Source organism: Exiguobacterium sp. Leaf196, from assembly GCF_001423965.1.
In the GTDB taxonomy this organism is placed as follows: domain Bacteria; phylum Bacillota; class Bacilli; order Exiguobacteriales; family Exiguobacteriaceae; genus Exiguobacterium_A.
The window spans coordinates 85,789-106,516 of record NZ_LMPV01000008.1; the positions used below are offsets into that span (position 1 = coordinate 85,789).

Genomic DNA, 20,728 nt, shown 5'->3' on the forward strand with positions numbered 1-20,728 from the left:
TAATGTACTAACAATGGAGGCGTTTACATGAAAGTAATGATTTTTGCAGATATTCACGGGAATGCTTCAGCATTGCGTGCCGTGTTGTCCTATCTCGATCAGTCTTCAGACATCGATGCTATATATTGCCTCGGTGATCTCGTCGGTATCGGACCTGAACATAATGAGGTCATCAATTTGTTAAGGCAGCGACCTGATATTCAGACGATTTCAGGAAACCATGATGAATGCGTCCTTGCTTTGATTCATGGGGATGTCTATCCCGCTAGTTACCAACATGCGAAAGAGCATCACCAATGGATTGCAGATTCATTGACGCAGGAGAATCAGAGTTATTTGGAGCGTTTACCGCGTGTATTGAATGTCACCCATCAGGAACAAATGATGTATCTGACACACTATGCCTATGCCGATCAGACGAAAAAAATCGGTGAGGAGCCCTTAAAGCCAGCAGTGGATGGAACGAAAGAAAACTTACCCGTCCTTTTTTCCGGAAATGAGGCGCGAATCATTGGCTTTGGTCACCACCATCCAGCACAACAAGTTGAGACGGATCAAACGCTGTACATCAACCCTGGAGCGGTCGGGTGTCAGGAAACAGCTCTTGCCCCAGTAGCAATCCTCACTTTAGAAAAAGGACAAATACGTTCGGAGATTCTGACGATTCCATATGATGATCGACCATTTCTAAATGTACTCAATGCAACAGAAATGCCGGAACGTGAATTGATGCGTCGTCTCTTCTTCGGTAATAGATCATGAAAAAAACCTTCATGAATAGTTCATGAAGGAAGTCGATCAAGCAGACAGTTTCGTCATGATTGAGACGAGACAGACGATAATCAGTAACAGGATGCCGATATTTCGTTTCAACGAGTGACGTGACCAGTAGAAGAATAGTGCAAGGACAGGGGCTACGAAAAAGGCAAGAACAAGACTGATCAGTGTTGCAAGAAATAAAACAAATATCCAGAGCTTGCTCGTTGTCCGGTAAACCTGCCACATGTCGTAAAGCGACATAAGTGTATAAGCGAGTAATACAAAGATGATTCCGGTCGATAAACTCAAAACGATCATCACTCCATTCCTTTTTTAGTATAAGGGAAGGAGCAAAGATGACTATATGTCTTGCAGGAAAAAACGTGACGAATCGATGAACGTACGACTAAACGCTGTAATGAAGGAAAAGGAGAGGACATTCATGTCAAATGTATATCGCCGTTTTTTTCTGTTTCCAGATACTTTAATCATGCTTGTATTACTGATCGGAATAAGTGGATAGATCATCGCACAACCATTCAGTTGGTCCATTTTGCTATTCTTTTGCAACGGATTGATCGTCATGTTGCTTGCTTACGAGTGGAAGCATTATGTGGCACATGTTCTGCTAAAGCCGAGAACACGCTTTGGGAAATGGATGAAAAAACAGTCTTATCCAGCCAAGCGACACGTGATTTAGAAAAAGAATTGAATAATAAAAAAACGCCGATCCATTGGGCTAACCTAAAATTTTGAGACAATATAAAACACCTTCGGAGTGGTACACTTTTAAAAAGTACTAACATCGGAGGTGTTTTTGCATGGGCAAAAACGTATATTCAAGTGAAGTGAAGTGAAGTGAAGTGAAGTGAAGCGAAATGGGCAGTAGTAAAAGATAAGCTGAGTGGTAAGTTAACGACGAAAGAGATTATGGAGAAGTACGGAATCAAAAATGAATCTCAAATTAAAACATGGATGAGATGGTATCGTGCTAACGAACATTATCGATTTGATCAGCCGATTGGAAAACAATATACCTATGGACATGGTCCAGATTCTGCAAGTGAGGATGATAAGAGAGAACGACAAATGTCTCATCTGAAGATGGAAAACGAAATCTTAAAAAAGTACATGGAGATCGAAAGAGAGTTGAGAAAGAAGTAGTCATAAAAATTGTAGAGTTTCTTCGGGGAAAGTATACAATCACCGCTATTCTTAGCGTTTTGAATGTACCGAGAGCAAACTATTACCGTTGGATTAAAGAATCTGTGAAAGCACCCTCGGTGCTCGAAAAAGCCATCATTGGACTAAGTAAGCAGACGAAGTATCGGAATGGACATCGAAAAATAAAGGCATTATTACAGCAAATTTATCAGTTGAAAGCCAATCGGAATACCGTGCAGAAAATCATGCGAAAACACCATCTCCAATGCCGGATCAAGCCGAAACGAAGATGGAAGTCTCAAGGTGAGCGCATCGTAACGGCACCGGATCTCATCAAGCGCGACCTCACAGCAAGTAAACCGATTTCGTTATTGAATAAGTCCATGATAGTTGAAAGATATTTCGTCGTGCTGCCGTATTAAATATAAGTGATATCCGTCACCCACTTCTGAATCATCGCCTACAAGTTATACGAGCATCAACAAACGCCTCTTGTGATCGATACGTTGAAGATAGCGCTTGAGAACCGAAACTATCCCGAAGGGGTCATCCTTCATTCGGACCAAGGCAGTGTCTATACGTCATATGCCTTTCAAAAATTCGTTAAGAGCAATCACCTAATAAGTAGAATGTCTCGTAGAGGAAACTGTTGGGACAACGCAGTTATTGAATCGTTCCACTCTAATTTAAAGTCCGAGGAGTTCCAGTACGTCAAATTTAACTCGCTAAGAGACCATGAGGTCTCTGAACGCGTTATTAATTACTTAAACTACTATAACGAAGAACGAATCCAAGAAAAATTAGGCTACCTGACACCGAAAAGATACGGTGTACTGGCAGCCTAATCAAGGTGTTTTATATTGTCTCAAAATTTTAGGTTAGCCCAATCCATTGATCAGCGGTTTTTTATTCACAGAACGCGCAACATGGCACGTCGAATCGTATCGAGTTCAAGTGGACGCGCAATCGATGGCCATTCGGCGATCAACGCGATATACGTTCGAAAGATCAGGAAGGCCGTGACATCGACCGGTATGTCGCGATCGTCTTGACCAAGACGAGTCTCAAGTAATGTCTTGATATATTCGACGACATGTCGTTCAATCCGCATCCGTAATTCCTGCATCTCTTGTAATTTTAAGTTGCGTGTTTCTTCGATGATTTGAAGAATGAATAAGTGTTGTTGCTGATGATAGACGATGGCGTCGATCATTGCTTGTTTATTTTCTTCTACGGTCGCCTGTTCGACGTAAGCGCGTTCTGCTTCTTCTTTCATCTCTTGCAACACACGTGTTACGAGTGATTCAAACAGATTGAGTTTACTTTCGAACAATTGATAGACGGTTGGTTTTCCGACATGAGCGCGTCGGGCGACACGCTCGATCGTCGTTCCCTTATAACCGAGTTCTGAAAAGCAAGCCATTGCTGAGTCGAGTATCAAAGTTTCTTTATCAGACTGTGTCATGTTGTTTTCGTCTCGCTTTCGTTGAGAGTAGAATCCGTTTGGCTCCGAGCCCTCCAACGAAGCTGATGATTAATGCGACGACTAATATGGTCGCAAGGACTTGACTATTGGATACGAGGGCATCCGTCACACCGAGTCCAAGCGCTTCGCGGAATCCACCGACCGAATATGTCATCGGTAAGAAAGCGTGAATCGCTTGGAAGAACCCTGGCGTCATTTCGACAGGGAACGTTCCACCACTACCACCGATTTGAAGAAGGAGTAGTAAGAAGGCAAGGAACTGTCCGACGCGACCGAGTAGCATCGCGAGCGTGAACAGAATGGTAATGAACGTCATACCTGTCAAGGCAGCGAATCCATACAGCGCAGGGACACTCGCGACATCAGCATCCAGCACATAGACGATTGCTGTGGCCGCTGCGACACCTTGTAATGCGCCAATCGGTAAGATAAGTGATAATTTACCGACGAGGAAGCGCCATGTCAGACTCTCACCATGTTCGGGACGAATCTGATAGACCGAAGAGAACATCAAGGCACCTGCGAACAAGGCAATACTAAGGATATAAGCTGATAAACCAGAACCGTAATTGTTGACAGTCGAATAGTCATGTTCTTTTAAGACGACGGGTTCTGCTAGCATATTATCCCGCTCTTTTGTCGGCTTGACCGTCGCGTCTTTAGCTCCTTTGCTGAGCTCATCCTTCAGTGTTTTAGCTCCATCTTCAAGTTTCGTGTTGGCATCCGCGATTTTTGAAGCACCCTCGGTCGTTTTGCCGATACCATCTGTAATCGTAGAAGAACCAGATGCCAATTGTCCTAATCCGTTATTCAACGCGCTAGCCCCAGCTTGAAGTTGATGTGTACCATCTGACAGTTGGTTCGCGCCGTCAGCTAGTTGGGCACCGCCTGTTGCGGCTTTATGCACACCCGCAGTATACTGACCGAGTTTTTCATTGAACGTCTGTTGTCCACTAGCTAATTGTTGTGCGCCAGACTCGACTTGTTTCGCACCATCGACGAGCTTCAATTGTCCAGCGTTTAGTTGCGATACAGCAGACTGGACTTGCTGACCACCTGCGGCGAGTTGACCGATTTTCTTCGTTGCATTTGTTGCTTGAGCAAGACTCTGATCAATTGCACCTTCTTGGGCAGCAAGACTTTGAATATTTTCTTCTAATGAACCAATAGAACCGAGTAATGTTTGTTTTTCTTCATCTGATAACTGTTCAGAAGCAGAAATAACTTCTTTTAGTTGAGCGACGTTTGCCTCAAGTGCTTGGCGACGGGCCCGTAAGTCCTGTTTCGCCTGTTCAGCATCTTGATTGAGTTGTGTTAAAAAGGCATTCGCAGCTTGTGCTTTTTCATCCAGTTGATTTAATCCGTTCGTCAACTGAGGAATTTTTTCATTAAGCTGAGCAGTACCCGCAGCCAGTTGTTCTGCCCCTTGGCGTACCTGTGTTGAGCCACCGCTGAGTTTTGTTGCGCCTTCTTGAAGTTGCGCGGCACCTGCCTGTAAATTGCCACCGTTTTCATCGAGTGTGTTCAATCCAGAAGATAGCTCACCCGTTTTTTGAGCGAAGAGGGTGGTCTTTTCGTCGAGTGTCGTGACACCATCACTCAGTTTTTTCGAACCTTGATTCGCTTCCCCGAGTTTTTCGGACAGTGTCAGACTGCCATCTGCGAGTTTTCCAAGATTTGTTGCTAGTGTTCTAGCGCCATCCGCTGTTTTATGGTTACCGTCCTCGAGTTTAGAGGAACCGTCCGACGCTTTTTCCATTCCGTTTGCGATTTTCTTTAACGCACCGAATATAGCACTACTATATTGTTTCGTAACGGATTTTCGGATTTTTTCGTTTAACTGTTTTGCGGCAGTACTCGAAATTTGTGTTCCCGAGTAGTTTTTCGCTGGATTCAAGTAATATTCTAACTCAATCTTCTTCGGGTGATCATCGAGTAGTGTCGTTGCATTTTTAGAAAAATTCTTTGGAATGACAACTGTCATGTAGACTTTTCCGTCACGCAATTCTTTCTCTGCCTTATCCTGAGACAAGAACTGCCAATCAAAATCATCATTTTTTTTGAGTTTATCGACGAATTGATCCCCGATGTCGACTTTCTCTCCTTTAAACTTTGTCGCCTGATCTTCGTTGACGATAGCAACCTTAATATCTTCTGTACGACCGTACGGGTCCCAGAATGCAGATAAGAAGATGGAGTTGTAAAGAAACGGTACGAGGATGAGGGCGAGAATAACGACGATCATCATCGGACTCTTCAATTTCTTCCATTCTGAGCGAAACATAAATACAAATCCCCTTTCTAAAACTCAAAACTAATTTGAGTTTTAGGTTTTGATGAGATTTACTTTACTCTCTTCATTATAAAAAATCAATCGATAATTCCAATTTCACACAAAAAAACGACTCACGGAGAGTCGTCTCTAGAAAATGATTAAGGAATTAACAGTAACTTTCCTGTACTACGTCGGCTTTCTAAAAAGTCATGCGCTGCTTTTCCATCAGATAAAGCAAAAATTGTCGGAGAGGACAGGTTAAGGTGACTAGATAAAATCCAATCAAACAGCTCACCCGATCTGCGGATGCGTTCCTCAGAAGACGTTAACACATTCCAAAGGTCGCCACCTGTTAATGTTTTGGACGTATCCATTAAAAAACGTGGATCGACAGGTGCGGGATCACCGCCTGCCATACCATAGAAGACGACGGTCCCATGTACTTTCGTTACATGGAAACTGTCCATTAGCGTAGAACCGATAGACTCATAAACGACATCGACCCCTCTACCAGAAGTTTGTGTAAGCACTTGCTCGACCCAGTTCTCTGAGTACAAATAGACAGACTCACAACCGGCAGTTTTTGCGATCTGTGCCTTATCGGGAGAAGAAGTTAAGCCAATCGGAGTTGCACCAAGTAAACGAATGAGTTGTGTCAGTAATTGCCCCACGCCACCGGCAGCAGCGTGAACTAAGACGGTATCTCCTGGTTGAACGTGATAACTGTCGCGAGTCAAATAATGTGCCGTCAATCCTTGTAATAAGACAGAAGCTGCTGTTTCGTATGAGATACCGTCAGGAAGCGGAATCAATTTATCAACGGGTGCCGCCACGTACTCAGCGTTCGCAAGCGGAACGTCCGCAAAAGCAATCCGTTGACCTACATGGAACGTTGAAACGGCTGCACCGATTGCGGTGATGACTCCTGCTCCTTCGTAACCTAAAATATAGGGAGGCTGTCCTTCTAAATGATAGTTTCCTTTTCGACGATAAATATCTGCAAAATTCAGACCGATCGCTTTCATTTCAATCAGAACTTCCTGTTCGCTGATTGTTGGCGTTGGCACGTCTTCGAAGCGTAATACATCAGAACCTCCGAATTCGTGGAATGTTAATGCCTTCATCTCAACACATCCTTCTTTTAAATCTGCTTATAGTATAAAGCAGAACATCTGAAAATGATGGACAGATGCGTTACACTAGAAAAAAAGAAGAAAGAAGGGACGTTATGAAACGTGTCTTAATGGGAGGCATTCGCTTTTATCAAAAAGTCATTTCTCCCATGAAACCAGCCACATGTCGATTCTATCCGACGTGTTCCCATTACGGGATGGAGGCAATTGAACGTCATGGTGCAGTAAAAGGGAGTTATTTGACGACACGCCGTTTGCTCCGTTGCCAACCGTTTCATCCAGGAGGTCTCGATTTCGTTCCAGAACCTGATCAGTTTAGTTGGAAAGCGCCGTTACAGCGCGAAAATCCCCGTGAGAAGGTCGAAGTCACTGTGGAATAAGTCATGTTAGGATTTATGTTAATAGTTTAATGAATGAAGAAAAAGGGGGGGTGTGTTACCGGAAATCATCGGTAACACACCCCCCCCTTTAATTGTTTCATTTGTTGAACGCTCATAGTTTACCTGTTAAAAACTGTGCTTCACCGAGACCGAAACTCCAGTCCGCCGCATCATTTTCGACGATTGAAACCATTAAATCAGTCGGAGCAAGTCCACAATTTGCTTCTAATCGTTCAGCGAGCAATTGATAGAGACGTTGCTTCTTCTCTTTCGTCCGCGTTTTACTTGTCACACTGATAAGGACGATATCTTTACTCCGCTTAAAACCAAGACCTGTATCTTGAATGACCATTTCGTGAGCTTTGTGTGTATGCACGATTTGATACCGATCACGTTCCGGCACGTCGAATGCTTCGACCATCGCGTCATGTGCAGTGTTGAGTAACACGTTCAACTCTTCTTCAGAACGTCCTTCAATGACGTCGAATCGTAATAATGGCATAACCGTTCAGCTCCTTTTTTAAGTATGTAGAGCAGGGAAGAGTTCCCTGCTCTCGATTATTTATTCAAAGAATGGTTTGTATTGGCGGCGATCATGCATGACGGACAACCATTGTACAGTTGAGAATTCTTCAAGTACCCATTCACCGTTAAAGCGACCAAGTCCTGAATCTTTTTCACCACCAAATGGCATATGTGGCTCATCGTTGACCGATTGGTCGTTGATGTGAATCATACCTGTCTCGACTTCCAGTGCAAAAGCGGTCGCACGTTCAATAGATGAACCGTGCACTGCACCACTCAATCCGTATGGAAGAGAGTTTGCGATTTCAAGTGCCTCTTCATCTGTATCGAATGGGATGATGACTGCAACTGGTCCAAAGATTTCATTTTTAGCAAGCGGCATATCGTTCGTGACGCCTGTGACGACAGTTGGCGCAATGACGTTGTCTTTTGCTTCTCCACCTACACGAACGGTTGCACCGGCAGCTTTTGTTTTTTCAAGATCTTCAAGGATGCGTTCGACTTGTGATTGATTGATGAGTGGTCCGACTTGTGTCCGGTCATGTGATGGATCACCATACTGTAATTCTTTCACACGAGCAACGTATTTTTCGACGAACTCATCATGAATCGAAGAAGCGACAAGAATTCGGTTCGTCGACATACAGATTTGACCTTGATGATAGAACTTGCTGTAGACAGCAGATTCAACCGCACGATCGAGATCAGCATCATCAAGTACGACGAAGACGTTGTTTCCGCCAAGTTCAAGCGCTGTTTTCTTCAGGTGTTTACCGGCAAGTTCTCCGATGTGGCGACCGACTTCAGTTGATCCTGTAAAGGAAATCAAGCGTGGAACAGGGTGTTCGACGATGGCGTCACCGATTTCTGAACCACGACCGACGATAACATTTAAAACACCTTTTGGTAATCCAGCTTTTTCAAACAGGCTAGCGAAAATTAAACCGCCTGAGACAGGTGTGTCTGTTGCCGGTTTAACGACGACTGCATTCCCAATAGCGATAGCAGTAGCGATTGACCGCACAGCTAAGTGGAACGGGAAGTTCCATGGACTGATGACACCGATGACGCCAAGTGCTTTACGATAGATTCGGTTTTCTTTGCCTGGTACGACCGATGGACGAATTTCACCGTGCATCCGTAATGGGAAGGTAGCAGCTTCTTTTACGATCAAGACTGAGGCGAGGAATTCACCTTCCGCTTTAATACGTGTACTTCCTGACTCTTTGATTAGCCAATCGATGATAGTCTCTTTTTCTTCGTACAACACCTTCAGGAAGTTTTCGATGAGACCTTGGCGTTTTAAGGCAGGAACTTTCGCCCAGTCTTTTTGAGCAACTTGAGCCGCTTCATACGCATCATCTAAATCTTGTTGGTTCGCGGCAGAGATCGTAAAGAGCTCTTCTCCAGTGAATGGATTTGTGTTCGTCATGTTGCTGTCACTTGCGCCTGTGCGCCACTGACCGTCAATATAAATCTTCGTAAAATCCGTATGCAATGTAGCTTCGTTTTGTTGAGCCATCTCATTTCATCCTCCATTCGTTATTATAACAATTAAGTTATTCACGTTATGAAAAGAAGTAAAACACATCCATACACTTCTACCAAACATATTGCTCAAAATCAGTCAGTCAAGCGGGTTTTAAAGAACTTTAAACCAGGAATTTAACCAATATAATGCTATAAAAATGAGTGGGATCGTTCTTTTTTAGAAGGACGATTGAAACAAGCGCTTGATGAAACCTTTGCCTCTTCACGTTCGTAATAAAAGCAAGAACTTTAGAAGAAGGGAGGGATGGAAGTGACAATTTTATTATGGAGTCTAATCGTCGTGTGTTTTCTCGTCGCTTTTGCAGGACTCGTATATCCGATCATCCCAAGTGCGCCGATTTTAGTAGTAGGCTTTTTGATTTATGGATTCGGATTCGGTTTCTCTGAATTATCAATTAGTTTTTGGGTGATTCAAGCGATTTTCATCATTCTCTTGTTCACACTGGATTATCTCGTCAGCGCCTACACTGTTGATCGACGGGGAGGATCTCAAGCGGCTAAAATCGCGACGACAGTGGGATTGATTGCTGGACCGTTTATTTTACCAGGAATCGGACTATTGATTTTCCCGTTCGTCTTTGCCATCTTGACGGAAAAAATCATTAGTAAAAAAACATGGCAAACAGCCGTTTCAGTAGGGATCGGTACGGTTCTCGGTATCTTATCAAGCGCGTTGTTAAAGGGAATCGCGATGTTGCTCATGATTGTAATCTTCATCCTATACGTGGTCTGACCGATTGAAATCGTGTCTTCAAGTACACATTTTGCAAAAGTTCCGTTATAGTATGAATATGAAAAAGTAAGGAAGCTTTGAAAGAATAAAGCTTCTTTTTGCTGTAAACGACCAGATGCCTTTGCATCTGGCTTTATATTAATGGAGGTGAATCCCCTTTCTTCGGGGAAACGATTGGACAGTACACACTCAATGGAGACATTCGACACGACGACGATCATTATTCGACTACTCGTCATTGCACTACTCATCATTTTAACCGCTTTTTTTGTTGCCGCCGAATTTTCGGTCGTCAAAATGCGAATGTCTCGAATCGATCAGTTGATTACAGAAGGAAGCAAGACTGCGAAAGTAGCGAAAAGGCTGCTTGAGAATTTGGATTATTATTTATCAGCCTGTCAACTTGGAATTACCGTGACAGCGCTTGGTCTCGGGTGGTTAGGAGAATCGACGGTAGGTGCGATTCTCAGTATGTTGTTCGAAGAAATCGACATCCCAAACTCCGTTTCGACGATCATTTCGTTCGTCCTTGCATTCTCAATTGTAACGTTTCTTCATGTCGTGCTTGGAGAACTAGCTCCTAAGTCCTTGGCTATTCAAAAGACGGAAGCCATCACGATGTTACTCGCACCACCGCTTTATTGGTTCGGTAAGGTCATGAAACCTTTCATTTGGACATTGAACGGTTCAGCCCGGGTCATTCTTCGTTTGTTTGGTGTTGAACCTGCTGGTCACGAAGAAGTTCACTCGGAAGAAGAAATTAAAATCATCATGACGCAGAGTTACAAGAGTGGAGAAATCAACCAGACCGAACTTTCCTACATGCAAAATATCTTCTCGTTCGATGAGCGGATCGCGAAAGACATCATGTTACCGCGGACAGATTTAATCACGATTTCGAACGATGCATCGATGGAGGACATTATTCGTCTCGTTGAAGAGTATCAGTTCACACGTTATCCGGTAGCGGAAGAAGGAGATAAGGATAAAATCCTTGGCTTCATCAATGCAAAACAATTATTTACGGACCATATGGCGAACAAAGGGAAAGCATTAAGTTATTACATCCATAACTTGCCGATCGTATCCGAGTATTCACCGCTTCAAGACGCGATGCTGAAGATGCAGGTGGAACGGACGCCAATGGCACTCGTCATTGATGAATACGGAGGGACAGCTGGTGTCATCACGATGGAAGACATATTGGAGGAAATCGTCGGAGAAATCCGAGACGAATTCGATAAAGATGAGAAAGCGGATATCGAACAGATTCATGAGCGATTATACCGGATTTCAGGTCGTGTCTTAATTGATGACTTAAATGAACGCTTTAACCTAGGTATTGAAGAAGAAGATATTGATACGATTGGTGGTTGGGTCATGGCACAGGATACAGAAGTATCAAGTGGTCAAGAATTCCGCTATCAAGCGTATACGATCAAGGTCATGGAAGTCGATAACCACCAAGTGAAGTCGATTTATCTTCAATTGCCTGATCAAGAAGAAGTTGCAACAGAGGATATCGGATAAAATAGCAAAATCAAAAGACGATGGACATTAAGTTCATCGTCTTTTTTCGTTATTGAAAGAATGGCAGGGTAAAGGGATTGAACACTCCTTGTGTTTATCTCCGCCAGCGACGGGTATTACTGTTTATGTGGCAAAAAAGTCTTTTTTTAATTCAACAGGAAAAGGGGTTTTCTATCATGTCAAACGTCATTCTTACTTCACGCGCATCTGCAGTCGGTGGTCGCGACGGGAAAGTCGCTTCAGATGATAACGTCATTAATCTTGATTTAGTCATGCCTGGAACAAAAGGCAAAGAAGACATTCCGACATCAAACCCGGAACAGTTATTCGCAGCAGGATATGCCGCTTGTTTTGATGGTGCCTACAATTTGATGGCGCGCCAAGCGAAAAAACGAGTCGAGACGCGGACGAATTCAGAAGTCAGCCTCTTACAGGACGAAGCGGATAACGGTGTGAAAATTGCGGCGAAACTCGTCGTCGAAGTCGTTGGGGTATCGCAAGAAGAAGCAGAAGAACTACTTGAGAAGACACACAATTTCTGCCCGTATTCAAAAGCGACTCGTGGCAACATCGATGTTGACCTTTCTGTTAAAGTCGTCGATTCGTTATAAGAATACATCCTTAAGGAGGGTTTTCGATGGCACCAAAAGAAACCGATCGTCCAAATGAAAAATTGGAAGATGAACGGGATCGTCTGTCTGATAAAGAACGGAAACTGACAGAGGAGCAGCAGAAGGAAATCCTAAAAGGGAAAAACGAGATGCCAGATGATCCGGTTTCTCCACGAGATCGCGGAGAAGATCCGATTTAAATTCAAATAACTTGGGAGATGAATCACATGTCTAAAAAAGTAGCAGTCGTACTCGCCGATCATTTTGAAGATGTAGAATTCACTGGACCGGTTGATGCGTTAAAAGAAGCGGGGCACGACATTACTGTCATTGGTGCCAAAAAAGGTGCAGAGCTTGTTGGTAAACAGGAAGATGCAAAAGTAACCGTTGATCTCTCAATTGATGAGACATCGGCGGCAGACTATGATGCCCTTTTGATACCAGGTGGATTTTCACCAGATTTACTACGCGAAGATGAGCGTTTCGTCTCATTCGTCGAAGAATTCGATATGTCAAAAAAACCGATCTTCTCGATCTGTCATGGACCTCAGTTGATGATTAACGCCAAAATCGTTAAAGGAAGAAAAATGACAGGTTATAAATCAATTCGCATCGACCTAGAAAATGCTGGAGTAGATTTCGCGGACGAAGAAGTCGTCGTTGATGATAATTTTATCTCAAGTCGACAACCGGATGACATTCCTGCATTCAATCGAGAAATCGTTGCAAAACTCGGCTAATCGTATAAAACAAAAATCAGCACTGCGTTGTCGCAGTGCTGATTTTTTTATGAGTTCTCTGGATAATCACAGAGTTCCGTGATAACCCCATGTGAATGACGAGGGTTCATATAAATCAGTCGTCGTCCAAACGGCGTCGTTCGATACGTATCTTCTAAAAATGTTAAGCCTTGTTGTTTTGCTTCGGCGATTGCTTGATCTAAATCATCAACACGGTAGGCAATGTGATGGACTCCTTTTCCACGTTGTTTTAAAAAACGAGCGATTGGACTATCCTGGCTAGTTGGTGTCAACAGCTCGATATGCGCATCATCGAACTCGATGACGGCGATGTTGGAAGCGACACCAGGTGCGGGGTTTGAGTACTCTTTTGTTAATGTTCCACCAAGTACTTTTGTATAAAATGAGATTGCTTCTTGCATATCGCGAACGGCGATGCCGGTATGATCTAGTTTCATCTGATGTTTCCCTCCATTCGCTTCAGTTTCCCAAAAATGAATCAAAGTTGCAATGGGAAGCTGTTTTCCATCATTTTCTATTACATAGAAGAGGAACAATTTATTTAAAATGAAATATCACTGAAATATTATGGAAGAGGAATGAATGCTATAATCAAAAACGTTCCTATAAATAAGAAAAACTATTATAGAATTTAATTTTAACGTAACTGTTATTCCATATAATTCATCGACATACTACTAGAGAAAAAGAGGGAATACTACATGAAAAAAACGTTCGCGTCGCTCATCGTTTCCGCACTAGTTCTTTCATCAGCACCTCATTTTGCAGCAGCTGACGATTTAAGTGAACAGAAAGCTAAAAACGAACAACAGCAACAAGACAATGCTAAAAAACAAAAAAACTTAGAGTCTTCCGTTAATCAGGAGGGTCAAAAAATTTCTAAGACGCAACAAGAAGTCAATCGATTAGACGAAGCCTTGAATGAAAAGATCTTTGCTGTCGAAACGAAAGATCGTCAAATTAAGGCGACGGAACGAGAAATCGCTCAACTTGGAAAGGAAATCGAAAAGTATAAAGCGAAATTAAAACGCCAAGAAAAACTACTTGGGGATCGTCTTCGTGTCATGCAAGAAAATGACGGGAACTCGATTAAATGGGAAGAAGTCATTTTTGGGGCAAAAAACGTCGGTGACCTCGTTAGCCGTGTCATGGCCGGAAAATCGATTTCAAAGCAAGATGATAAAATGATCACGGATTATCAAAATACGCAAAAGCAATTAGCGGATGCACAACAAGAAGTGAAAGACAAGAAAGCACAATTGGTTGTTGAAAAGCAAGAATTGAAACGCCAACAAGCAGAACTTGAATCGCAATTAAAAGAGCGAAACAAACGCTTAAAAGAATTACGTAAGAAAAAAGAGAAATTTGAAACACAATTGATGGATGCAAAAGAAGTCCAGCAAATTCTGATTGCTCAAGAAAAAGCGATTGCAGCTGAAAAGGCAGCACGTGAACGTGAAGCACGTATCGAAAAAGAGCGTCAAGCTCAAGCAGCACGTGAAGCAAAAGCGCGAGCAGAAGCTGAAGCAGCTCAAGCAGCGGCTCAAAAAGAAGCTGAGCAACAAGCAGCTAAAGAAGCAGCGGCTCAGCAGGCAGCACAAGAGAAAGCGTCGCAAGCCGCGAAACCTTCTGGTTCGACGAAACAATCGACTCCAAAAGCATCTACACCTGCGCCAGCACCAGCTGCGCCAGCACCAGCTGCGCCAGCACCAGCTGCGCCAACACCGTCAGCACCTGCGACACCTAAACCGTCACCATCATCCGGTGGTCTGTTCATCCATCCAACGGTTGGGGCTGTCACGCAAGGCTATGGCTCAGCAGGTGGAGAAAACGGTTATACGTTCCATAACGGGATCGACTTTGGTGGTCCGGTTGGAACTCCAATCGTTGCAGCTGCAACAGGAACAGTCATTACAGCATCAGGTGGTGGTCCTTACGGAAACCACATCATGATTGCTCACCAATTAAACGGTAAAACGTACACAACATTGTATGCTCATATGAGCGCACTCAATGCTCACGCAGGTCAACGCGTCAGTCAAGGTGAACAAATCGGTTTACGTGGAAGTACTGGGAATTCAACTGGTCCACACTTACACTTTGAAATCCACGTCGGTGGATACAGCTATAGTGCAACTGGTCCAGCTAGCTCAGTGAACCCAATGACGATGTTTTAAACAGTAAAGAATCGTTGCTTATGCAGCGGTTCTTTTTTTGCGATTTTCAAAAAATAAATGATTATATTACAAAAAAACGTTTTCATTTGAAATGTAAATGAAATTTTTTTGAAACGATTAGGGTGCTATAATCTATTTCAGATATGAGAGAAACTTGAATACTATAATAAAATATGAAAAACATAAGTGAGGAAAACGATATATGCTAAAAAAACTAATTTCTACCATTGTTTTAGGAGCATTACTTATAACAGGAACACAACCAATTGCAGCAGCAACGATCAAAGAAAAAAAGGCTGAAAATGCCGCAGAACAACGTAAATTAGAAAAAGCAATTAAAAAACAAGAGTCGAAAATTTCGAAAGAACAACGTCAAATCAATCGAATCGATGCAGCGATCAACGAAAAGATTTTTCAGATTTCCGAAAAAAATAAACAAATCGAGAAATTGAATTTGCGAATCGATGAATTAAAAGCGGACATCGTTCGCTACGAAGAGATGTTGAAAAAACAAGAAGAACTACTCGGTGATCGTCTACGTGTCTTCCAAGAAAACGATGGAAACTCAATCAAATGGGAAGAAGTCATTTTTGGATCGAAGGATTTAGGTGATTTATTTAGTCGTGTCATGGCAGGGAAAAAAATCGCGGAGCAAGATGATAAAATGATTTCGGATTACATCGCAACCCAACAAAAGCTAGCGGAAGCAAAACAAGCGCTCGTTGAAAAAAAGGCGGAGCAGGTTGAAGAGAAGAAAACATTAATCGAACAAAAAAAAGCGTTGAAAGTTCAAATGAAAGAACGCAGTGCTACGCTTAAAAAATTACGAAAAGGTAAGACGAAGTTTACGACAGAACTTCTAGACGCGAAAGAACTACAAACCACACTTGAAGCTCAAGAACGTGCGATTGCGGCAGCGAAAGCAGCAGCTAAAGTAGCGGCTGAAAGAGCAGCAGCCGAGAAAGCAGCAGCTGAAAAAGCCGCTAAAGCGAATGCTCAAGCAGCAAAACAAGCAGGTAAGAGTTCAGAATCACCTACTTCAGTTGCCCCACCCGTTGTTTCGAGCGGTGGGAAATTCGTTCGTCCATCTTCTGGTGGCGTATCACAAGGGTTTGGACCAGCAAGCGGTGCGAACGGCTATACGTTCCATAATGGTGTCGATTTCAGTGGTTCGGTCGGCTCACCAATCGTCGCAGCAGCAGCTGGAACGGTCATTACAGCTTCAGGTGGTGGGCCTTATGGAAATCACGTCATGATTACTCACTTCCTTGACGGGAAAGTCTATACGACAGTCTACGCTCATATGAGTTCATTATCTGTTCATGCAGGACAAACAGTTTCTCAAGGTCAGCAAGTTGGAACACTTGGTAGTACTGGGAATTCAACAGGACCACACTTGCATTTCGAACTACATGTCGGAGGCTATCAGTACAGTGCCTCTTCTCCTCTGAATGCAGTTAATCCATTAGCATACCTATAATTCAAAACGAGCTTCGGCTCGTTTTTTTCTTGCCGCTATGCTACAGTTAAGGCGAAATGAATACTTGAGCAACTAGGGGAGCTGGAGGAATCCGGCTGAGAGGAAAACCAATCTGTTTTCGACCCTATTACCTGAACTGGATAATACCAGCGTAGGAAAGTTGAGCCGAACGGATACCGAAATGGTTGGATAACGATTTCGTATAGCGTCGACTGCTTTTTTACAGCGGTCGACGCTTTTTTTGTCGGTAACAACTCCCTTACATTGCTCGATGGAAAGGTGAGAAAAATATGAAACATGTATTGACGATTGCGGGATCTGACTCCGGTGGTGGAGCTGGAATTCAGGCAGATTTAAAGACATTTTCGGCATTGGGCGTTTATGGGATGAGTGTTTTGACGGCGGTAACGGCTCAAAATACACTGGGCGTTCAAGCAGTAGAAGAGTTATCATCGGAAATCGTTGATGCCCAATTAGCTTCAATCTTTTCAGATATTCGTGTGGATGCTATCAAAATCGGTATGGTCTCGAATGCACAAACGATTCACGTCATTGCAACACATCTTCGCAAACAGACAGTTCCGATCATACTAGACCCTGTCATGGTCGCAAAAGGCGGGCATGCCCTATTGCGGACGGAGGCAGAGGAAGCACTAATCGCGGAGTTACTGCCACTTGCGACACTCGTCACACCAAATTTACCGGAAGCAGAGCGCTTAACAGGGCAGTCAGTTACTAATCTAGAGGAGATGCGACTGGCGATGCATCAGTTGGCTATGAAGACTGGAGCCGTCTTGCTAAAAGGTGGACATCTACCGGGAGCTGCCACGGATTTATTATGGGACGGGCAAGAGGAATACCGTTTCACATCAGATCGGTTAGATAATCAACATACTCATGGAACAGGCTGTACCTTATCTGCAGCGATTGCGGCACGGATGGCACTTGGAGAAGCTTTACCGGACAGTGTACGTCAGGCCAAGAAGTATGTTACAGAGGCGATTCGTCATGGATTTGCTCTCGGACAAGGGATTGGACCGACACATCATTTTCATTCACTTTGGAGGGATACACATGTTTACGACCATTCTTAAACACAAACCACTCATTCATCATTTGACGAACACAGTCACGATCAATGATTGCGCCAATGTCACACTCGCCGTTGGCGCATCTCCAGTCATGGCGGAGGATATTCGCGAAGTGGAAGAGATGGTTCGACTTGCGCAAGCTCTTGTCTTGAACATTGGAACAATTGATGCAGACATGCAAGCAGCTCAACGACTCGCCGCAAGCGAAGCGAGACGCTTGAACGTTCCGATCATCCTTGATCCAGTTGGAGCGGGAGCTACATCATTGCGTACGTCCTTTTCAAAAGAATTGAGTAGACTCGGATGTACGGTCGTTAAAGGAAATGCTTCAGAAATCAAGACATTGCTTGGGGAGAATGGACGAACAAAAGGAGTCGATGCTGCTAGTGATGAGATCATGGATCGAGAAATCATTCGTGCATTCGCTCGTAAACAAAAGTCCGTCATTGTCGTCACAGGTCCAATCGACTACATCACGGACGGCATGCGCGAAGTGGAACTACAAGTAGGTACGCCGCGTCTCGGAGACGTCACAGGTACGGGGTGTATGACAGCTTCTTTGATTGCGAGTTTTCTTGGTGCAGGATATTCTGCGTTTGAGGCAGCAGTCCACGGAACATTTATCATGGGAAAAGCAGGAGAACAGGCAGCATCAGAAAAAGGTCTAGGTAATTTCAAACGAGAGTTGTTCAATGCAATCAGTCTGATGACGGAGCAAGATTTGATGGAGGTGGTAGAACATGTCAATTGATTATTCCATTTATGCGGTGACAGATCGTCGATATCATCCGGGAGTTGCAATCGAAACGGTCGTTGAAGAAGCGATTTTAGGTGGTGCAACGATTATACAATTACGGGAAAAAACAGCGCAGGGAAAGGAATTCTTCGAACAGGCAGTCCGGTTAAAGAGATTGACGGATCGTCATGATGTTCCTTTGATTATCAATGACCGAATTGATATTGCGTTACTTGTCGGAGCTGGTTTGCATATCGGACAAGAAGATATTCCTCTAACCGCAGCGCGACGTCTCTTACCGAACACTGTGATCGGCGTATCGGTAGCAACCGTCGCGCAAGCGATTGAAGCAGAACGAGATGGAGCATCTTATTTAGGTGTAGGTTCTCTATTTGCGACGTCATCGAAAGCAGACGCCGACTCGATGTCACACACGATGCTTCAAGCGATTCGCGAAGCCGTGCGCTTACCTTTAATCGGCATTGGTGGAATTACGGCAACGAATGTCGCTTCTCTTCCTATCCCATTAGAAGGATATGCGGTCATCTCGGAAATTTTTGCTAAAGAAGATCGACGACGTGCTGCACAACATATGACAGATGCTGTATGGGAATGGCATCAATCTCTTCAGAACAGGGTATAATCCGTTCAGAGGTGATTGTATTGAAATGGCAGACGATCCGTTTTCGGGGCTATTGGATCCGGTATCGATTGGAACCACAAATCATTCGCGTGGATAATCGGGGGATCTACCATTTGGGGAAAATTTTATTTCCGCGTCCTAATCGTGTATCTTATGAAATGGCTCTCTTGCTGAAGGAAAAGTATGAAAGACGCTACAAACGTCCGTTGTATATCAAGACAAGTTCGATCGCTACAGAAATTTGGGGACACACCCACTTAGACATCTATTATCGAATACTGCTTCGTCTCCCGATTCCTGCTCGATTACGTAAGCGTTATAGGAATCGATTGGAGAGTACGAAGATCATCGATATCGGTGTACGTGCGGTCGATCAAAATCGAATCGTTTGGGATATCGGTGATTACGTAGGGGGATGGTTTGTATTTTGGCTCATTCGTAGGCGGATGCGCTGAACTTGCAAATGTCCTGTTTCTCATGGTGCAATATAGAAATAGAAACGAGGTGACGGACATGGACATTCCCCGTTGTGAAACGATTGCTATTGATGAACAGCGTGCGTCTGAGATTGGACAAGTCGTTGATACGATTCCGACGCTTGAAATCGGAAAATTATTTAAGATCCTTTCAGATGCGACACGACTACGAATCGTTTATGCGTTGACGATCGAAGAGGAATTGTGCGTTTGTGACGTCTCTGCTTCTGTCGACTGCTCGATTGCGACAGCATCTCATCATCTTCGCTCCCTGTTGAAACAAGGGCTCGTCAAGTTTCGTAAAGATGGAAAAGTCGTGTATTATTCTTTAGATGACCATCATGTGTCGTCGCTTGTTCATATGGCGATGGAGCATGTACAAGAGGGAAAAGCAGTATCTGAATAATTTTTAGAGTAAACGAAAAGCGCAGCTTTGGCTGCGCTTTTCGTTTACTCTAAGGACGATTCGTCTGACTTGTTAGGTGCGAACCGGTGGGAAAAAAAGATCGTCGCACTAATTAATAAAAAGGACAGAATAGAGAGACTGAGACACATCCATTTATATGTAGCGACTAAAGTATCTGATTGTTGTAATTTTGCTTGAAGTGTCTTATACAAATCATCTTTCACACGAGATAAGTCCTCGAGAATCGTTTGTGTCGTTTGCGTCGTTTGTTTGGCAAGGCGCTTTGCTGCCGTTGGACTCTGACGCTCATAGACGACGAATACTCGTTCAATCTCGGACTCCCAGACATTATTGCGACGTAGTAAATCCTTGATTGCTCCTGGCGTGGTCGACGATTGATTTAGACTGTTTCGTAAATCATGAATTTTAGAAGTAGAAAAGTAATACTGTTCGAGATAACGACTATCTTCATACAATAAAAGACCACGCACCGCATTGGCACGATCTCGGTTATGTTCAACCAACTGGTCCACTTGATTGATTAACGGTATGTCATGATCCTTCATTTGCTCTGTTATCGTTGCAATCGTCCGATAACCGGATAGGGCGTAAATGATTGGGATAGAAGCGAATAAACTGATCAAAAGGATCAGCAGAATACGCTGACGCCAAAGTGAGTGCATGCAATCATTCCTTTAAATAAATAGACATGTCATAAGCTTAACTACTATCGCAAAAAAAGTGAAGCCTGTCCATTTTTTGAATAGGGAGAAGAAAGTAAAAAAATCAGTATTCCTAATAAAAAAGCAGG

Annotated in this window: 23 protein-coding genes, 2 pseudogenes and 1 riboswitch; of the genes and pseudogenes, 17 read left to right on the plus strand and 8 right to left on the minus strand. The window is 43.6% G+C overall.

Going from position 1 to position 20,728, the window contains the following annotated elements:
- The first annotated feature begins 27 nt into the window (after positions 1-27).
- A complete protein-coding gene (locus ASG02_RS11190; RefSeq protein ID WP_056063491.1) occupies positions 28-762 on the plus strand; it encodes a metallophosphoesterase in 735 nt (244 codons plus the stop codon).
- 36 nt (positions 763-798) lie between these two features.
- On the opposite strand, the gene ASG02_RS11195 is transcribed toward ASG02_RS11190, so the two are convergent.
- Positions 799-1,077: a hypothetical protein gene (locus ASG02_RS11195; protein WP_056063494.1), complete on the minus strand. Its 279-nt coding sequence runs from the start codon at positions 1,075-1,077 to the stop codon at positions 799-801.
- 576 nt (positions 1,078-1,653) lie between these two features.
- Here ASG02_RS11195 and ASG02_RS15940 point away from each other — a divergent pair.
- The 3 genes and pseudogenes from ASG02_RS15940 to ASG02_RS15950 all read left to right on the plus strand — a co-directional run.
- Positions 1,654-1,923, plus strand: a pseudogene (locus tag ASG02_RS15940) (transposase); the annotation flags it as partial.
- A 119-nt stretch (positions 1,924-2,042) separates the two neighbouring features.
- Positions 2,043-2,198, plus strand: a pseudogene (locus ASG02_RS15945) (transposase); the annotation flags it as partial.
- A gap of 180 nt (positions 2,199-2,378) precedes the next feature.
- Positions 2,379-2,768, plus strand: coding sequence for a DDE-type integrase/transposase/recombinase (locus ASG02_RS15950; protein WP_369814213.1), 390 nt, complete (start codon positions 2,379-2,381; stop codon positions 2,766-2,768).
- A 65-nt stretch (positions 2,769-2,833) separates the two neighbouring features.
- Here the strand turns inward: ASG02_RS15950 and ASG02_RS11215 are convergent, their stop codons facing one another.
- The 3 genes from ASG02_RS11215 to ASG02_RS11225 form a co-directional block, all read right to left on the minus strand.
- Positions 2,834-3,388, minus strand: a complete 555-nt coding sequence (locus ASG02_RS11215) for a TetR/AcrR family transcriptional regulator (protein ID WP_035412451.1) — start codon at positions 3,386-3,388, stop codon at positions 2,834-2,836.
- Positions 3,375-5,693 (minus strand): YhgE/Pip domain-containing protein, encoded by a 2,319-nt coding sequence (locus ASG02_RS11220; protein ID WP_056063501.1) that lies wholly within the window; start codon positions 5,691-5,693, stop codon positions 3,375-3,377. The genes ASG02_RS11215 and ASG02_RS11220 overlap by 14 nt, the downstream gene beginning before the upstream one ends.
- A 149-nt stretch (positions 5,694-5,842) precedes the next feature.
- Complete coding sequence (locus ASG02_RS11225; protein ID WP_035412456.1) at positions 5,843-6,808, minus strand: quinone oxidoreductase; 966 nt, start codon at positions 6,806-6,808, stop codon at positions 5,843-5,845.
- Between the two features lie 104 nt (positions 6,809-6,912).
- On the opposite strand from ASG02_RS11225, the gene yidD reads away from it, so the two are divergent.
- Positions 6,913-7,197: a membrane protein insertion efficiency factor YidD gene (gene yidD, locus ASG02_RS11230; protein WP_035412458.1), complete on the plus strand. Its 285-nt coding sequence runs from the start codon at positions 6,913-6,915 to the stop codon at positions 7,195-7,197.
- Between the two features lie 112 nt (positions 7,198-7,309).
- Here the strand turns inward: yidD and ASG02_RS11235 are convergent, their stop codons facing one another.
- Both ASG02_RS11235 and ASG02_RS11240 read right to left on the minus strand, forming a co-directional pair.
- Positions 7,310-7,699: a tautomerase family protein gene (locus ASG02_RS11235; protein WP_056063504.1), complete on the minus strand. Its 390-nt coding sequence runs from the start codon at positions 7,697-7,699 to the stop codon at positions 7,310-7,312.
- Positions 7,700-7,759: 60 nt separating this feature from the next.
- The gene (locus ASG02_RS11240) at positions 7,760-9,244 is read right to left on the minus strand and encodes an aldehyde dehydrogenase family protein (protein WP_081780441.1); all 1,485 of its coding nucleotides are present in this window, start codon (positions 9,242-9,244) and stop codon (positions 7,760-7,762) included.
- Between the two features lie 273 nt (positions 9,245-9,517).
- Here ASG02_RS11240 and ASG02_RS11245 point away from each other — a divergent pair, with 273 nt between their 5' ends.
- The 5 genes from ASG02_RS11245 (at position 9,518) to ASG02_RS11260 (ending at position 12,887) form a co-directional block, all read left to right on the plus strand.
- Entirely contained in the window at positions 9,518-10,006 is a 489-nt protein-coding gene (locus ASG02_RS11245) for a DUF456 domain-containing protein (protein WP_231496923.1), read from the plus strand.
- A 192-nt stretch (positions 10,007-10,198) separates the two neighbouring features.
- On the plus strand, positions 10,199-11,536 hold the full coding sequence (locus ASG02_RS11250) for a hemolysin family protein (RefSeq protein WP_056063508.1): 1,338 nt from the start codon (positions 10,199-10,201) through the stop codon (positions 11,534-11,536).
- 176 nt (positions 11,537-11,712) lie between these two features.
- Positions 11,713-12,147, plus strand: a complete 435-nt coding sequence (locus ASG02_RS11255; RefSeq protein ID WP_035412467.1) for an organic hydroperoxide resistance protein — start codon at positions 11,713-11,715, stop codon at positions 12,145-12,147.
- Positions 12,148-12,173: 26 nt separating this feature from the next.
- Positions 12,174-12,347 (plus strand): hypothetical protein, encoded by a 174-nt coding sequence (locus ASG02_RS15720; protein ID WP_197026247.1) that lies wholly within the window; start codon positions 12,174-12,176, stop codon positions 12,345-12,347.
- Between the two features lie 27 nt (positions 12,348-12,374).
- Positions 12,375-12,887 (plus strand): type 1 glutamine amidotransferase domain-containing protein, encoded by a 513-nt coding sequence (locus ASG02_RS11260; protein ID WP_035412470.1) that lies wholly within the window; start codon positions 12,375-12,377, stop codon positions 12,885-12,887.
- Between the two features lie 47 nt (positions 12,888-12,934).
- Here the strand turns inward: ASG02_RS11260 and mce are convergent, their stop codons facing one another.
- Positions 12,935-13,345 (minus strand): methylmalonyl-CoA epimerase, encoded by a 411-nt coding sequence (gene mce / locus ASG02_RS11265; protein ID WP_035412473.1) that lies wholly within the window; start codon positions 13,343-13,345, stop codon positions 12,935-12,937.
- A 264-nt stretch (positions 13,346-13,609) separates the two neighbouring features.
- Here mce and ASG02_RS11270 point away from each other — a divergent pair, with 264 nt between their 5' ends.
- The 7 genes from ASG02_RS11270 (at position 13,610) to ASG02_RS11300 (ending at position 19,917) form a co-directional block, all read left to right on the plus strand.
- Positions 13,610-15,085, plus strand: coding sequence for a murein hydrolase activator EnvC (locus ASG02_RS11270; RefSeq protein ID WP_056063512.1), 1,476 nt, complete (start codon positions 13,610-13,612; stop codon positions 15,083-15,085).
- 202 nt (positions 15,086-15,287) lie between these two features.
- Entirely contained in the window at positions 15,288-16,565 is a 1,278-nt protein-coding gene (locus ASG02_RS11275; RefSeq protein ID WP_056063514.1) for a murein hydrolase activator EnvC, read from the plus strand.
- Positions 16,566-16,629: 64 nt separating this feature from the next.
- A riboswitch (TPP riboswitch) is annotated at positions 16,630-16,740 on the plus strand.
- 115 nt (positions 16,741-16,855) lie between these two features.
- Positions 16,856-17,659: a bifunctional hydroxymethylpyrimidine kinase/phosphomethylpyrimidine kinase gene (thiD, locus tag ASG02_RS11280; protein WP_056063516.1), complete on the plus strand. Its 804-nt coding sequence runs from the start codon at positions 16,856-16,858 to the stop codon at positions 17,657-17,659.
- Positions 17,640-18,407: a hydroxyethylthiazole kinase gene (thiM, locus tag ASG02_RS11285; RefSeq protein ID WP_035412483.1), complete on the plus strand. Its 768-nt coding sequence runs from the start codon at positions 17,640-17,642 to the stop codon at positions 18,405-18,407. Before thiD ends, thiM begins: the two co-directional genes overlap by 20 nt.
- Positions 18,397-19,035, plus strand: coding sequence for a thiamine phosphate synthase (thiE, locus tag ASG02_RS11290; protein ID WP_035412485.1), 639 nt, complete (start codon positions 18,397-18,399; stop codon positions 19,033-19,035). Before thiM ends, thiE begins: the two co-directional genes overlap by 11 nt.
- Before the next feature lie 113 nt (positions 19,036-19,148).
- A complete protein-coding gene (locus ASG02_RS11295; RefSeq protein ID WP_235514032.1) occupies positions 19,149-19,490 on the plus strand; it encodes a hypothetical protein in 342 nt (113 codons plus the stop codon).
- Between the two features lie 58 nt (positions 19,491-19,548).
- Positions 19,549-19,917: a metalloregulator ArsR/SmtB family transcription factor gene (locus ASG02_RS11300; protein WP_035412491.1), complete on the plus strand. Its 369-nt coding sequence runs from the start codon at positions 19,549-19,551 to the stop codon at positions 19,915-19,917.
- A gap of 44 nt (positions 19,918-19,961) precedes the next feature.
- Here ASG02_RS11300 and ASG02_RS11305 read toward each other — a convergent pair whose 3' ends face one another.
- Positions 19,962-20,600 (minus strand): hypothetical protein, encoded by a 639-nt coding sequence (locus ASG02_RS11305; RefSeq protein WP_035412493.1) that lies wholly within the window; start codon positions 20,598-20,600, stop codon positions 19,962-19,964.
- Positions 20,601-20,728 lie beyond the last annotated feature (128 nt).

Bases quoted from the DNA above. Each gene is read 5' to 3' on its own strand.
- ASG02_RS11190 (WP_056063491.1), top strand. From the start codon at position 28: ATGAAAGTAATGATTTTTGCAGATATTCACGGGAATGCTTCAGCATTG.
- ASG02_RS11195 (WP_056063494.1), bottom strand. From the start codon at position 1,077: ATGATCGTTTTGAGTTTATCGACCGGAATCATCTTTGTATTACTCGCT.
- ASG02_RS11215 (WP_035412451.1), bottom strand. From the start codon at position 3,388: ATGACACAGTCTGATAAAGAAACTTTGATACTCGACTCAGCAATGGCT.
- ASG02_RS11220 (WP_056063501.1), bottom strand. From the start codon at position 5,693: ATGTTTCGCTCAGAATGGAAGAAATTGAAGAGTCCGATGATGATCGTC.
- ASG02_RS11225 (WP_035412456.1), bottom strand. From the start codon at position 6,808: ATGAAGGCATTAACATTCCACGAATTCGGAGGTTCTGATGTATTACGC.
- yidD (WP_035412458.1), top strand. From the start codon at position 6,913: ATGAAACGTGTCTTAATGGGAGGCATTCGCTTTTATCAAAAAGTCATT.
- ASG02_RS11235 (WP_056063504.1), bottom strand. From the start codon at position 7,699: ATGCCATTATTACGATTCGACGTCATTGAAGGACGTTCTGAAGAAGAG.
- ASG02_RS11240 (WP_081780441.1), bottom strand. From the start codon at position 9,244: ATGGCTCAACAAAACGAAGCTACATTGCATACGGATTTTACGAAGATT.
- ASG02_RS11245 (WP_231496923.1), top strand. From the start codon at position 9,518: ATGGAAGTGACAATTTTATTATGGAGTCTAATCGTCGTGTGTTTTCTC.
- ASG02_RS11250 (WP_056063508.1), top strand. From the start codon at position 10,199: ATGGAGACATTCGACACGACGACGATCATTATTCGACTACTCGTCATT.
- ASG02_RS11255 (WP_035412467.1), top strand. From the start codon at position 11,713: ATGTCAAACGTCATTCTTACTTCACGCGCATCTGCAGTCGGTGGTCGC.
- ASG02_RS15720 (WP_197026247.1), top strand. From the start codon at position 12,174: ATGGCACCAAAAGAAACCGATCGTCCAAATGAAAAATTGGAAGATGAA.
- ASG02_RS11260 (WP_035412470.1), top strand. From the start codon at position 12,375: ATGTCTAAAAAAGTAGCAGTCGTACTCGCCGATCATTTTGAAGATGTA.
- mce (WP_035412473.1), bottom strand. From the start codon at position 13,345: ATGAAACTAGATCATACCGGCATCGCCGTTCGCGATATGCAAGAAGCA.
- ASG02_RS11270 (WP_056063512.1), top strand. From the start codon at position 13,610: ATGAAAAAAACGTTCGCGTCGCTCATCGTTTCCGCACTAGTTCTTTCA.
- ASG02_RS11275 (WP_056063514.1), top strand. From the start codon at position 15,288: ATGCTAAAAAAACTAATTTCTACCATTGTTTTAGGAGCATTACTTATA.
- thiD (WP_056063516.1), top strand. From the start codon at position 16,856: ATGAAACATGTATTGACGATTGCGGGATCTGACTCCGGTGGTGGAGCT.
- thiM (WP_035412483.1), top strand. From the start codon at position 17,640: ATGTTTACGACCATTCTTAAACACAAACCACTCATTCATCATTTGACG.
- thiE (WP_035412485.1), top strand. From the start codon at position 18,397: ATGTCAATTGATTATTCCATTTATGCGGTGACAGATCGTCGATATCAT.
- ASG02_RS11300 (WP_035412491.1), top strand. From the start codon at position 19,549: ATGGACATTCCCCGTTGTGAAACGATTGCTATTGATGAACAGCGTGCG.
- ASG02_RS11305 (WP_035412493.1), bottom strand. From the start codon at position 20,600: ATGCACTCACTTTGGCGTCAGCGTATTCTGCTGATCCTTTTGATCAGT.